At 62.9% G+C, this 13,597-nt stretch carries 9 protein-coding genes and 1 tRNA gene; all 10 read right to left on the reverse strand.

The features are described from left to right. Positions 1 to 18 precede the first annotated feature (18 nt). A complete protein-coding gene (gene rpoC, locus N4264_RS22040; protein WP_261694366.1) occupies positions 19 to 4,227 on the reverse strand; it encodes a DNA-directed RNA polymerase subunit beta' in 4,209 nt (1,402 codons plus the stop codon). Positions 4,228 to 4,252: 25 nt separating this feature from the next. Further along, positions 4,253 to 8,419 carry a DNA-directed RNA polymerase subunit beta gene (gene rpoB, locus N4264_RS22045; protein WP_261694367.1) on the reverse strand — a complete coding sequence of 1,389 codons (4,167 nt, stop codon included), beginning with the start codon at positions 8,417 to 8,419 and terminating at the stop codon, positions 4,253 to 4,255. 204 nt (positions 8,420 to 8,623) lie between these two features. Next, on the reverse strand, positions 8,624 to 8,998 hold the full coding sequence (gene rplL, locus N4264_RS22050) for a 50S ribosomal protein L7/L12 (protein WP_261694368.1): 375 nt from the start codon (positions 8,996 to 8,998) through the stop codon (positions 8,624 to 8,626). A 60-nt stretch (positions 8,999 to 9,058) separates the two neighbouring features. Continuing rightward, positions 9,059 to 9,583, reverse strand: a complete 525-nt coding sequence (gene rplJ, locus N4264_RS22055) for a 50S ribosomal protein L10 (protein ID WP_261694369.1) — start codon at positions 9,581 to 9,583, stop codon at positions 9,059 to 9,061. A gap of 339 nt (positions 9,584 to 9,922) precedes the next feature. Beyond that, positions 9,923 to 10,627: a 50S ribosomal protein L1 gene (gene rplA, locus N4264_RS22060; protein WP_261694370.1), complete on the reverse strand. Its 705-nt coding sequence runs from the start codon at positions 10,625 to 10,627 to the stop codon at positions 9,923 to 9,925. Between the two features lie 4 nt (positions 10,628 to 10,631). Next, the gene (gene rplK / locus N4264_RS22065) at positions 10,632 to 11,060 is read right to left on the reverse strand and encodes a 50S ribosomal protein L11 (RefSeq protein ID WP_255916829.1); all 429 of its coding nucleotides are present in this window, start codon (positions 11,058 to 11,060) and stop codon (positions 10,632 to 10,634) included. A 98-nt stretch (positions 11,061 to 11,158) separates the two neighbouring features. Next, entirely contained in the window at positions 11,159 to 11,719 is a 561-nt protein-coding gene (gene nusG / locus N4264_RS22070; RefSeq protein ID WP_261694371.1) for a transcription termination/antitermination protein NusG, read from the reverse strand. Positions 11,720 to 11,730: 11 nt separating this feature from the next. After that, positions 11,731 to 12,114, reverse strand: coding sequence for a preprotein translocase subunit SecE (gene secE / locus N4264_RS22075; RefSeq protein WP_261694372.1), 384 nt, complete (start codon positions 12,112 to 12,114; stop codon positions 11,731 to 11,733). 66 nt (positions 12,115 to 12,180) lie between these two features. Next, positions 12,181 to 12,256: transfer RNA gene (locus N4264_RS22080), tRNA-Trp, on the reverse strand. A 117-nt stretch (positions 12,257 to 12,373) separates the two neighbouring features. Further along, entirely contained in the window at positions 12,374 to 13,564 is a 1,191-nt protein-coding gene (tuf, locus tag N4264_RS22085; RefSeq protein WP_261694362.1) for an elongation factor Tu, read from the reverse strand. Positions 13,565 to 13,597 lie beyond the last annotated feature (33 nt).

Below are 13,597 nucleotides of genomic sequence, written 5' to 3' on the forward strand. Positions count from 1 at the left end.
GCCAGGGGCACGCGAATTTCAGCCGTTGTCGTCGGCAGAGTCGGCAACGAATTCGGTTACACCACCCCGCAGGGTTTCGATATCCGAATCCGACAAGCCACCGGACGCCAGACGGCGACGGGTGCTGTGGTAGGCCAAGCCTGTACCTGCCGGGATGAGACGGCCGACGATAACATTCTCCTTCAGGCCCCGCAAGGTATCGCGGGTTCCGCGGACCGCCGCCTCGGTGAGGACGCGGGTGGTCTCCTGGAACGAAGCCGCCGAAATGAAGGATTCGGTGGCCAGCGACGCCTTGGTGATGCCGAGCAGGACGGGATCGTACTGGGCAGACAGTTCATTACGGGCATCGGCGCGGCGGTTTTCTTCCACCACGCGGACACGGTCCACCTGTTCGCCGCGCAGGAAACGGGTATCGCCGGCGACCGTGATCTCGACCTTGCGCAGCATCTGGCGAATGATCGTCTCGATGTGCTTGTCGTTGATGCGCACGCCCTGCAGACGGTACACGTCCTGGATTTCCTTCACCAGGTAGGCGGCGAGCGGCTCGACACCCAGCAAACGCAGGATGTCATGCGGATTGGGTTCGCCGTCGACGACGGTTTCGCCCTTCTCCACGTGTTCGCCTTCGAACACGATGACGTGACGCCACTTGGGAATCAGTTCCTCGTGCTCGTTGCCGTCGACATCCTTGATGATCAGACGCTGCTTGCCCTTGGTGTCCTTGCCGAAGCTGACGATACCGGAGCGTTCGGCCAGGATGGCCGGTTCCTTCGGCTTGCGGGCTTCGAACAGGTCGGCAACGCGCGGCAGACCACCGGTAATGTCGCGGGTCTTGGAGGTTTCCTGTGGGATACGGGCGACGACGTCACCCACGCCCACTTCGGCACCGTCCTGCAGCGACACGATCGCGCCGGCCGGGAGGAAGTACTGGGCCGGAATATCCGTACCCGGCAGCTTCAGTTCCTTGCCCTTGCGATCTTCAATGCGCACCGTCGGGCGCAGATCCTTGGCCGACGTACCGCGGCGCTTCGGATCGGTCACCACGGCGCTTTCCAGGCCCGTCAGCTCGTCGGTCTGCGCCTGCACGGTGACGCCGTCGACGAAGTCGATGAAGCGCAGCACACCGGCCACTTCCGAGACGATCGGATGGGTGTGCGGATCCCAGTTCGCGACAACCTGGCCAGCCTTGACCGGCGCGCCGTCCTTGACCGAGATGGTCGCACCGTACGGAACCTTGTAGCGCTCGCGCTCACGGCCGTGCGTATCGAGCACCGAGACTTCACCCGAACGGGAGACCGCGACCAGGTGACCCTGGGCGTGTTCCACCGTCTTGAGGTTGTTGAAGCGCAACGCGCCGGTCGTCTTGACCTGCACGTTGTCGACCGCAGCCGCTCGGGACGCCGCACCACCGATGTGGAACGTACGCATCGTCAGCTGGGTACCCGGCTCACCGATCGACTGGGCGGCGATGACACCCACCGCTTCGCCCTGGTTGACCAGGTGACCGCGGGCCAGGTCGCGGCCGTAGCACAGCGCGCACACGCCGAAGCGGGTGTCGCAGGTGATCGGCGAACGGACCTTGATCGACTGCACGCCGGCCTGGTCCATCTTGTCGACCAGGGCTTCGTCGAGCAGGGTGTTGCGGGTCACAATCGGCTCGTCGTCGTTGCCCGGCGCATAGACGTCTTCGGCCACGACGCGACCCAGCACGCGATCGCGCAGCGGTTCCACGACGTCGCCGCCTTCGACGATGGCGGTCATGGTCAGGCCGTTGTAGGTCTCGCAGTCCATGGTCGTGACAACCATGTCCTGGGCCACGTCGACCAGACGACGGGTCAGGTAACCGGAGTTCGCTGTCTTCAGCGCCGTATCCGCCAGACCCTTACGGGCGCCGTGGGTCGAGATGAAGTACTGCAGGACGTCCAGGCCTTCGCGGAAGTTCGCCTTGATGGGCGTTTCGATGATCGAGCCGTCCGGCTTGGCCATCAGGCCGCGCATACCGGCCAGCTGACGGATCTGGGCCGCGCTACCACGCGCGCCGGAGTCGGCCATGATGTAAATGGAGTTCATCGACTTCTGCTCGACGACCTCGCCCTTGGCGTTGGTCACCTTCTCGAAGCCGATGCCGCGCATCATCGCCTGGGCGACCTGCTCGTTGGTACGCGACCAGATGTCGACGACCTTGTTGTAGCGCTCGCCGGCGGTCACCAGACCCGACTGGAACTGTTCCTGGATCTCGACGACTTCCTTCTCGGCGACTTCCAGGATGGCCTTCTTCTCGCCCGGGATCTTCATATCGTCGATGCCGATCGAGATACCCGCGCGCGTGGCGTAGTGGAAGCCGGTGTACATCAGCTGGTCAGCGAACACGACCGTGTCCTTCAGACCCAGCTTGCGGTAGCAGGCGTTGATCAGGCGCGAGATCGCTTTCTTGGTCAGCTCGGTGTTCACCAGGGTGAACGGCAGGCCAGCCGGGATGATCTCGTGCAGCAGGGCGCGGCCGACCGTCGTGTCGACGACAGCCACGCGCTCGGTCTTTTCGCCAGTCTCGTCGTTGAGGTCGATGAGCTTCAGGCGCACCTTGACCTTGGCGTGCAGGTCGACTGCACGGTTCTGGTAGGCGCGGTGAACTTCGGCGACGTTGGCGAAGATCATGCCCTCGCCTTTCGCGTTCACCAGCTCGCGGGTCATGTAGTACAGACCCAGCACCACGTCCTGCGTCGGCACGATGATGGGATCACCGTTGGCGGGCGACAGGATGTTGTTGGTCGACATCATCAGGGCGCGCGCTTCCAGCTGGGCTTCCAGCGAGAGCGGCACGTGCACGGCCATCTGGTCGCCGTCGAAGTCGGCGTTGAACGCGGTACAGACCAGCGGATGCAGCTGGATGGCCTTGCCTTCGATCAGCACCGGCTCGAACGCCTGGATGCCCAGACGGTGCAGCGTCGGCGCACGATTGAGCATGACCGGGTGTTCGCGGATCACCTCTTCGAGGATGTCCCACACCTGGGCTTCTTCACGCTCGACCAGCTTCTTGGCAGCCTTGATGGTCGTGGCCAGGCCACGACGCTGCAGCTTGGAGAAGATGAACGGCTTGAACAGTTCAAGCGCCATCTTCTTCGGCAGGCCGCACTGGTGCAGCTTGAGCGTCGGGCCGACCACGATCACCGAACGGCCGGAGTAGTCGACGCGCTTGCCGAGCAGGTTCTGGCGGAAACGGCCCTGCTTGCCCTTGATCATGTCGGCAAGCGACTTGAGCGGGCGCTTGTTGGTGCCGGTGATGGCGCGGCCACGGCGGCCGTTGTCCATCAGCGCGTCAACCGATTCCTGCAACATGCGCTTTTCGTTGCGCACGATGATGTCCGGCGCATTGAGCTCGAGCAGGCGCTTGAGGCGGTTGTTACGGTTGATGACGCGGCGGTACAGATCGTTCAGGTCGGAGGTCGCGAAGCGGCCGCCGTCCAGCGGGACGAGCGGACGCAGGTCCGGCGGCAGCACCGGCAGGACGGTCATGACCATCCACTCCGGGCGGTTGCCGGACTCGATGAAGCTCTCGACCAGCTTGATGCGCTTGGACAGGCGCTTGAGCTTGGTTTCGGAGTTGGTCGAGGCGATCTCTTCGCGCAGCTTGACCAGTTCCTGGTTCAGGTCGATGGACTTGAGCAGCTCATAGACGGCCTCGGCACCCATGCGGGCGTCGAACTCGTCGCCGTGCTCTTCCACCGACTGCAGGTACTGCTCTTCGGTCAGCAGCTGGCCGCGCTCGAGCGCGGTCAGGCCCGGCTCGACCACCACATAGGCTTCGAAGTACAGGATGCGCTCGATATCGCGCAGCGTCATGTCGAGCATCAGGCCGATGCGCGAGGGCAGCGACTTGAGGAACCAGATGTGCGCCGTCGGCGAAGCCAGCTCGATGTGGCCCATGCGCTCGCGGCGCACCTTGGCCAGCGTCACTTCCGTGCCGCACTTTTCGCAGACCACGCCGCGGTGCTTCATGCGCTTGTACTTGCCGCAGAGGCACTCGTAGTCCTTGATCGGTCCGAAGATGGCGGCGCAGAACAGGCCGTCACGCTCGGGCTTGAAGGTACGGTAGTTGATCGTTTCCGGCTTCTTCACTTCGCCGAACGACCAGGAACGGATCAGGTCCGGCGACGCCAGGCCGATGCGGATCGAGTCGAAGTCCAGCGTCTGTCGCTGCTGGTTGAACAGGTTGAGCAAGTCTTTCATCTCGTAATCTCCTCAATCCGGCCGCTTACTTCGACTCTTCCAGCTCGATGTTGATGGCGAGCGAGCGGATTTCCTTCACGAGCACGTTGAAGGATTCCGGCATGCCCGCAACCATCTCGTGGTTGCCGTCGACGATGTTCTTGTACATCTGGTTGCGGCCCGGCACGTCGTCGGACTTGACCGTCAGCATTTCCTGCAGCGTGTACGCCGCGCCGTAGGCTTCCAGCGCCCACACTTCCATTTCACCGAAGCGCTGGCCACCGAACTGGGCCTTGCCGCCCAGCGGCTGCTGCGTGACGAGCGAGTACGGACCGGTGGAACGCGCGTGCATCTTGTCGTCGACCAGGTGGTTCAGCTTCAGCATGTGCATGTAGCCGACGGTGACCGGACGGTCGAAGGCTTCGCCTGTACGGCCGTCGATCAGGATCGTCTGACCCGACGACGGCAGCCCCGCGAGCTGCAGCATGTGCTTGATTTCTTCTTCGAACGCGCCGTCGAAGACCGGCGTCGCCATCGGCACGCCCTTGGTCAGGTTCTTGGCCATCGCCAGCAATTCGTCGTCGTTGAATTCCTTCAACTTGACGCGCTCGCCACCGAAGGCCTCCTTGTCGTGGTTGTAGATCTGGTCCAGGAACTTGCGCAGTTCCGATGCCTTCTCGTTGGCCGCGATCATCGCCTCGATCTTGTGGCCAAGACCCTTCGCCGCCCACCCGAGGTGAACTTCGAGAATCTGGCCGATGTTCATACGCGACGGCACGCCCAGCGGGTTCAGCACGATGTCGACCGGACGGCCGTCGGCAGAGAACGGCATGTCCTCGACCGGCACGATCATCGACACGACACCCTTGTTACCGTGGCGACCGGCCATCTTGTCGCCCGGCTGGATGCGGCGCTTCACGGCCAGGTAGACCTTGACCATCTTGAGCACGCCCGGAGCGAGATCGTCGCCCTGGGTGATCTTGCCCTGCTTCTCCTTGAAGCGACGGTCGAACTCTTCGCGGTGACGACGGATCTGCTCCGCGGCACGCTCGAGGAAGTCAGCCGCGTCGTCGTCCTTCACGCCGATCTTGAACCACTCGTCCTTCTTCAGCTCATCGAGGTATTCGTTGGTGAGCTCCGAACCCTTCTTGAGATTGTTCGGGCCGTGGTTGGCCACCTTGCCGACCAGGGCCGAACGCAGACGCGCATAGATGGCGCTTTCCAGGATACGGAACTGGTCGTCAAAGTCCTTCTTGACGCGCTTGACTTCCATTTCCTCGATCTGGCGGGCGCGCTTGTCCTTCTCGATACCATCACGCGTGAAGACCTGCACGTCGATGACAGTGCCGTCCATGCCCGGGGGCACGCGCAGCGAGCTGTCCTTCACGTCCGAGGCCTTCTCGCCGAAGATCGCACGGAGGAGCTTTTCTTCCGGAGTCAGCTGCGACTCACCCTTCGGCGTGACCTTACCGACCAGGATGTCTCCGGCCTTCACTTCCGCGCCGATGTACACGACGCCGCTTTCGTCCAGGCGCGACAGCGCCTGTTCGCCGACGTTCGGGATGTCAGCCGTGATTTCTTCCGGACCGAGCTTGGTGTCGCGCGCGACGCAGGTGAGCTCTTCGATATGGATCGTGGTGTAGCGGTCTTCCTCGACGACGCGCTCGGAGATGAGGATCGAGTCTTCGAAGTTGTAGCCGTTCCACGGCATGAACGCGACCAGCATGTTCTGGCCGAGAGCCAGCTCGCCGATGTCGGTCGACGGACCGTCGGCCAGGGCATCGCCCTTGGCGACGACGTCACCCACCTTCACCAGCGGGCGCTGATTCATACACGTGTTCTGGTTCGAACGCGTGTACTTGGTCAGCGTGTAGATATCGACGCCAGCGTCGTTGTCGTCGACTTCCTCTTCGTGCGCACGCACGACGATACGGCCCGCATCGACCTGGTCGATGATGCCGCCGCGACGGGCGAGCACGAGCACGCCCGAGTCACGCGCCACGGCACGCTCGATGCCGGTGCCGACCAGCGGCTTCTCGGCACGCAGCGTCGGGACGGCCTGGCGTTGCATGTTGGCGCCCATGAGCGCGCGGTTCGCGTCGTCGTGCTCCAGGAACGGCACGAGCGCCGCAGCGACCGACACGGTCTGCATCGGCGAGACGTCCATGTAGTGGACGTCGCTGGCAAGGCGTAATTCCGATTCGCCGCGGAAGCGGCAGGCGACGTATTCGTCGACGAAGCGACGGTCTTCGGTCATCGGCGAGTTGGCCTGCGCGATGACGAACTCACCTTCGCCGATTGCCGACAGGTAATCGACTTCGGTGGTGATCTTGCCGTCGGTCACGCGGCGGTACGGCGTCTCGAGGAAGCCGTAGTCATTGGTGCGCGCGTATACGGCGAGCGAGTTGATCAGGCCGATGTTCGGACCTTCCGGCGTTTCGATCGTGCAGACGCGGCCGTAGTGGGTCGGGTGAACGTCTCGGACTTCGAAGCCGGCACGCTCGCGGGTCAGACCACCCGGGCCGAGGGCGGACACACGACGCTTGTGCGTGACTTCCGACAGCGGGTTGTTCTGGTCCATGAACTGCGACAGCTGCGAGGAGCCGAAGAACTCCTTGATCGCGGCCGCGACAGGCTTGGCGTTGATCAGTTCCTGCGGGGTCAGGCCCTCGGATTCGGCCAGGGACAGGCGCTCCTTCACCGCGCGCTCGACGCGCACCAGGCCGATGCGGAAGACGTTCTCGGCCATTTCGCCGACCGAACGCACGCGACGGTTGCCCAGGTGGTCGATATCGTCCACGACGCCGCGACCGTTGCGGATTTCGCAAAGGGTACGAATGACGTCGAGGATGTCGGAGGTCTGGCCCAGTTCCTTGACCAGGCGCTTGGACTCGTCGTCATTGCGCTCGGACAGGTACTTGTGGTCGTACAGGATGCCCGGACCGACGTCGTCCTTGCGGCCGACCCGGCGGTTGAACTTCATGCGACCGACGCGATCGAGGTCGTAGCGCTCGAACGTGAAGAACAGGTTGTAGAAGAGGTTCTGCGCCGCTTCCTTGGTCGGCGGCTCGCCCGGACGCATCATGCGGTAGATTTCGACCAGCGCTTCGAGCGGGGTCTTGGTCGAGTCGATGCGCAGCGTGGTCGAGATGTACGGACCACGATCGAGATCGTTCACCCACAGAGTGGCGATCTTGTCGACGCCGCCCTTGCGGAACTTCTCCAGCGAGGTTTCGTTGAGTTCGTCATTGGCCAGCGCGAGCAGTTCGCCCGTCTTGGTGTCGATGACGTCGTGCGCCAGGATGCGACCGAGCAGGTAGTCGTCCGGCACTTCCAGCGATTCGATCTTTTCCTTCTGCAGCTCACGCACGTGACGGGCGGTAATACGCTTGCCCGCCTCGACGACGACCTTCTCGCCGACGCGCAGATCGAAGTTCAGCGTCTCACCGCGCAGGCGTTCGGCCACCAGCTCGAGCTCGGCGCCGCCCTGCTTGCCCAGGTTGAAGACGTTCTTTTCGAAGAACAGATCGAGCATCTCGGCGTTGCTGTAGCCAAGCGCACGCAGCAGCACCGTCACCGGCAGCTTGCGGCGACGGTCGATACGGGTGAACAGCGCGTCCTTCGGATCGAACTCGAAGTCGAGCCAGGAACCACGGTACGGAATGACGCGCGCCGAGAACAGCAGCTTGCCCGAGCTGTGCGTCTTGCCGCGGTCGTGATCGAAGAACACGCCGGGAGAACGGTGCAGCTGCGAGACGATGACACGCTCGGTGCCGTTGACGATGAAGGTACCGGTCTCGGTCATGAGCGGCAGTTCGCCCATGTAGACTTCCTGTTCCTTCACGTACTTGATGGCCTTGTTGCTGGCCGGGCTCTCGCGATCGTAGATCACCAGGCGCACGGTCACGCGCAGCGGCGCGCCGTAGCTCATGCCGCGCTGGCGGCACTCGCGCTCGTCGAACGGAGGTTCACCGAGGCGATAGCTGACGTACTCGAGCGCCGCGTTGCCGGAATAGCTGACGATCGGGAACACCGACTTCAGCGCGGCATGCAGGCCTTTGTCTTCGCGCGCCGTGATACCGCCGGACTCCAGCTGCAGGAATTCCCGGTAGGAATCCACCTGGATCGCCAGCAGGAAAGGAACGTCAAGCACCGCGGGGCGCTTGCCGAAATCCTTGCGGATACGCTTCTTTTGGGTGAACGAGTAGGTCATGGTCGGGTACCGCCTCGGGTCGTTAAAGCCGCCGCTGCAAACGCAACGGCGTGGAAGGGAAAACGGATATCGGGAAAGAGTGTCAGCGGGTGCACGTCACTGTTTGCCGATAGTCGCAGTCCATGCGAACAACAGTGAAAGCCCGGGGGCTTACGCCCCCAGGCTTCCGACTTGCCTGGTCTAGCAGGCGACGCAATGCGTCGCTTACTTGATCTCGACGGTGGCGCCAGCGGCTTCCAGTTCCTTCTTGAACTTGGCCGAATCGTCCTTGCTGACGGCGTCCTTGACGGTGGCCGGAGCGGATTCGACGAGGTCCTTGGCTTCCTTCAGGCCCAGGCCGGTGATGGCGCGGATGGCCTTGATCACTTCGACCTTCTTCTCGCCGGCCGACTTCAGGACGACGGTGAATTCGGTCTTTTCTTCGGCCGGGGCGGCAGCGGCAGCGGCCGGAGCGGCAGCAGCGACCGGGGCAGCGGCGGAAACGCCAAACTTTTCTTCCATCGCCTTGACCAGCTCCATCACTTCGATGAGGGTCTTGCCGGCGATCGCTTCGATGATCTGCTCGTTGCTGAGAGACATTGTGTTAACTCCTGGAAATTACGGCTAAGGTGTGAATTTCGTGACCGGCTGGCGTGTGGCTCAGGCCGCCTTCGTCTCACCAGCTGCCTTGGTAACGCGCGCGATCTGCGACGCGGGTTCCGAAAGCAGGCGGACGAGCATGGTGGCAGGCTGGACGAGCACGCTGAGGAACATGCTGAGCGCCTGTTCGCGGGTCGGCAGCGAAGCCAGCACGTCAACGTGCGAGCCCGGGTATGCCTTGCCGCCAATGGCGACCAACGCAGGTTTCAGCTTGTCCGCACCCTTGGCGAAATCCTTGATCAGACGGCCGGCAGCGCCGGGATCTTCCTTCGAGAAGGCGTACAGCAGAGGGCCGGTCAACGAGTCCTTGACGCACTCGTATTCGGTACCTTCCACTGCGCGCGCGACCAGCGTGTTCTTCGCTACTTTGAGATACACACCAGACTGACGCGCCTTCTTGCGCAGCTCGGTGAGCTGGGCAACGGTAAGACCCGCGTATTCGGCGGCGACCAGGGAATAAGCCGAGGAAGCCACATTCGCCAGTTCGGCAACGACCTCTTTCTTTTGCGCAAGATTGAGCGCCATTGCGTTCTCCGAACCGGACCGGAAGCACTCCTGCACTTCCTGCATCCATAAGCGAGGCGAGTCCACTGTCCCTAAAGACTCGCTGGTACCTTGCGGTACCGCTTTGGTGGCCGTTCCAGGTAAATCCTGATACGGGCTACACCATCTGCGCAGGCTGGGGATTTAAGGTCTTGGTGATGTCACCGGGAGCTTCCGTCGCATTGCAGCGCTTCCGTGCTCTCCCCGATCGATCATTGTGACCGCCTGCGGTCTTTGACGGCTCCCGGCGAGGCCGGGCGCCCTCAAAAGTGTCGGCGTCCGAAGACGCCACCGCGGCCCGGAGGCCGCGGGGTTGAATCCTTACAGCTTCACGCCCAGTGTCGACTGGTCGACGATGACGCCGAGGCCCATCGTGGTCGACAGTGACACCTTCTGCAGGTACTGGCCCTTGGCGGTGGCCGGCTTGGCCTTGACCAGGTCGGCGAGCAGCGCGTTGAGGTTGTCCTTCAGGGCTTCCGGAGCGAAGTTGGCCTTGCCGATCGTCGCGTGGATGATGCCGGCCTTGTCGTTACGGAACTTGACCTGACCCGCCTTGGCGTTCTTGACCGCCGTGGCGACGTCAGCCGTGACCGAACCGTCCTTCGGGTTCGGCATCAGGCCACGCGGGCCGAGCAGCTGACCGAGCTTACCAACGACGCGCATGGCGTCCGGTGTCGCGATCACGCGACCGAAGTTCAGCTCACCGGCCTGCATGCGCTCGGCCAGATCGTCCATACCGACGGCATCGGCACCGGCCGCCTTGGCGGCTTCGGCCTTCTCGCCGGCCGGGCAGAACACGGCCACGCGGATGGTCTTGCCGGTGCCGTGCGGCAGCAGGCTGGAACCACGGACGCCCTGGTCCGACTTCTTGGCATCGATGCCCAGACGGACGGCCACGTCGACGGACTCGACGAACTTGACCTTGGAGTTGTCCTTCAGGATCTTGAGAGCGGTGTCGACCGCGTAGGCCTTGCCCGGCTCAACCAGACCCTGGAGTGCTTTGAAACGCTTGCTGATCTTTGCCATGACCTTAGATCTCCGTGTTCAGGCCCATGCTGCGCGCGCTGCCGGCGATCGTACGAACGGCGGCTTCGAGATCAGCGGCGGTGAGGTCCGGCATCTTGGTCGTAGCAATCTCTTCGAGCTGCTTGCGGGTGACCTTGCCAACCTTCTCGGTGTTCGGACGCTTGGAGCCCGACTGGATGCCGGCAGCCTTCTTGAGAAGGATCGAGGCCGGCGGGGTCTTGGTGATGAAGGTGAACGAACGGTCCGAGTAGGCCGTGATCACGACCGGAATCGGCAGGCCCGGTTCCAGCTTCTGCGTGGCGGCATTGAACGCCTTGCAGAATTCCATGATGTTCAGACCACGCTGACCGAGCGCCGGACCGACCGGCGGCGACGGGTTGGCCTGGCCGGCCTTCACCTGCAGCTTGATGTAGCCAACAACTTTCTTTGCCATTGATGTGCTCCTCGGGTGCTATCGCCTGATGTCAGGCTCCCCGTAACAGGCAAGGACGACACGGGACGCGACCATCGCGCCCATTGCCGTCCCAGCGATCAGGCTTTCTCGACCTGGCCGAACTCGAGCTCGACCGGGGTGGAACGCCCGAAAATCAGTACCGCCACGCGCAGGCGGCTCTTTTCGTAGTTGACTTCCTCGACCACGCCGTTGAAGTCGTTGAAGGGGCCCTCGGTGACACGGACCATTTCGCCCGGTTCGAACAGCACCTTCGGCTTGGGTTTTTCGACGCCTTCCTGGACACGACGCAGGATGGCATCGGCTTCCGAGTCCTTGATCGGCAGCGGGCGATCCGCCGTACCACCGATAAAGCCCATCACCTTGGACGTTTCCTTGACCAGATGCCAGGATTCGTCGTCGATCTTCGGTGCCTTGTTCTCGGTGTCCGTTTCGATCTGAACCAGGACGTAGCCCGGGAAGAACTTGCGCTCGCTGCGACGCTTCTGGCCGCCGCGCATTTCGATCACTTCTTCGGTCGGAACGAGAACTTCGCCGAATTTGTCCTGCATGCCGGCCCGCGCCACGCGCTCTTTGAGCGCCCGGGCCACCTGATGTTCAAAGCCCGAATAGGCGTGAACCACGTACCAACGCTTGGCCATGTCTACTCCGCTCAGAGCTTCAGCAGCCAGTCGAGCACCACTACCTTCAGCAGCAGATCGATCAGGCCAAGAATGATACTGAGAATCACGACCACGACGGCGATGACGCCGGTCAGTCGGATGGTCTCGTCGTAGGTCGGCCACACCACCTTGCGCAGCTGGATGTGCGACTCGGCCAGGTAATGGCGGAGCGAGCGACCCAGCGCGGTCTGCAGGGTGACGAAGACGCCGGCAGCCAGGGCGGCCAGCAGACCCAGGACGCGAACGATTTTCGCGGCCTCGGAGAAATAGTAGAAGCCCACGATGCCGCCCACCAGGAGAATGGCAGCAATCGCGAGCTTGGCAATATCGCCGGCATTCGAGCCGGAGGAAGCTGATTCGACTTTCGCGTTCATATCCTAGCGGCCGTAGCGGCCCCCGCATCGGCGCATCCGCGCTTGAGCAAAGCCGAAACTGCAGAATGGCACGCCAGGAGGGACTCGAACCCCCAACCTGCGGTTTTGGAGACCGCTGCTCTGCCAATTGAGCTACTGGCGTACCGCGTAAAACCCGGTATTTCTAAACGGCGATGGCGGCCAAGGCCGCCAGCGCCAGACTTTTACCGACGAGCTCCCTTCATGGGGACTCACCGTCGTACCTCAAGTGTCTTCGTGATCAGGCGAAGATCTTGGCGACGACGCCGGCGCCGACGGTGCGGCCACCTTCGCGGATCGCGAAGCGCAGACCTTCTTCCATCGCGATCGGCGCGATCAGGGTGACAACCATCTTGATGTTGTCGCCCGGCATCACCATCTCGACGCCTTCCGGCAGCTCGACGTTGCCCGTCACGTCCGTCGTACGGAAGTAGAACTGCGGGCGGTAACCCTTGAAGAACGGGGTATGACGACCACCCTCTTCCTTCGACAGCACGTACACTTCCGCTTCGAACTTCGTGTGCGGGTTGATCGAACCCGGCTTGCACAGCACCTGGCCGCGCTCCACTTCGTCACGCTTCGTGCCGCGCAGCAGCAGACCCACGTTGTCGCCCGCCTGGCCCTGATCCAGCAGCTTGCGGAACATTTCAACGCCCGTCACCGTCGTCTTCACCGTCGGACGGATACCCACGATTTCGATTTCTTCGCCGACCTTGATGACGCCGCGCTCGACGCGACCCGTCACCACCGTGCCGCGACCCGAGATCGAGAACACGTCTTCCACCGGCATCAGGAACGGCTTGTCCAGCACGCGCACCGGCTCCGGAATGTAGCTGTCCAGCGCTTCCACCAGCTTGATGATCGCCGGCACGCCGATGTCGCTCTGATCACCTTCCAGCGCCTTGAGCGCCGAACCCTTGATGATCGGGGTGTCGTCACCCGGGAATTCGTACTTGCTCAGCAGGTCGCGAACTTCCATCTCGACCAGTTCCAGCAGTTCCGCGTCGTCCACCATGTCCGCCTTGTTCAGGAAGACCACGATGTACGGCACGCCGACCTGGCGCGCCAGCAGGATGTGTTCACGCGTCTGCGGCATCGGACCGTCAGCCGCCGAGCACACCAGGATCGCGCCGTCCATCTGCGCCGCACCCGTGATCATGTTCTTCACGTAGTCGGCATGGCCCGGGCAGTCAACGTGCGCGTAGTGACGGTTCGGCGATTCGTATTCCACGTGCGCCGTCGAGATCGTGATTCCGCGCGCCTTTTCTTCCGGCGCCGCGTCGATCTGGTCGTACGCCTTGAACTCGCCGCCAAAACGCTCTGCGCCAATCTTGGTCAGCGCCGCCGTCAGCGTCGTCTTGCCATGGTCCACGTGACCAATCGTGCCGACGTTCACGTGCGGCTTGGTGCGCTCGAATTTACCCTTGGCCATGCCTGCAAAACCTCGAGAAATCAAAGGAGGTGG

Origin of the sequence: Tahibacter amnicola (assembly GCF_025398735.1) — a bacterium.
GTDB classification, from domain to species: domain Bacteria; phylum Pseudomonadota; class Gammaproteobacteria; order Xanthomonadales; family Rhodanobacteraceae; genus Tahibacter; species Tahibacter amnicola.

Bases quoted from the DNA above. Each gene is read 5' to 3' on its own strand.
- rpoC (WP_261694366.1), bottom strand. From the start codon at position 4,227: ATGAAAGACTTGCTCAACCTGTTCAACCAGCAGCGACAGACGCTGGAC.
- rpoB (WP_261694367.1), bottom strand. From the start codon at position 8,419: ATGACCTACTCGTTCACCCAAAAGAAGCGTATCCGCAAGGATTTCGGC.
- rplL (WP_261694368.1), bottom strand. From the start codon at position 8,998: ATGTCTCTCAGCAACGAGCAGATCATCGAAGCGATCGCCGGCAAGACC.
- rplJ (WP_261694369.1), bottom strand. From the start codon at position 9,583: ATGGCGCTCAATCTTGCGCAAAAGAAAGAGGTCGTTGCCGAACTGGCG.
- rplA (WP_261694370.1), bottom strand. From the start codon at position 10,627: ATGGCAAAGATCAGCAAGCGTTTCAAAGCACTCCAGGGTCTGGTTGAG.
- rplK (WP_255916829.1), bottom strand. From the start codon at position 11,060: ATGGCAAAGAAAGTTGTTGGCTACATCAAGCTGCAGGTGAAGGCCGGC.
- nusG (WP_261694371.1), bottom strand. From the start codon at position 11,719: ATGGCCAAGCGTTGGTACGTGGTTCACGCCTATTCGGGCTTTGAACAT.
- secE (WP_261694372.1), bottom strand. From the start codon at position 12,114: ATGAACGCGAAAGTCGAATCAGCTTCCTCCGGCTCGAATGCCGGCGAT.
- tuf (WP_261694362.1), bottom strand. From the start codon at position 13,564: ATGGCCAAGGGTAAATTCGAGCGCACCAAGCCGCACGTGAACGTCGGC.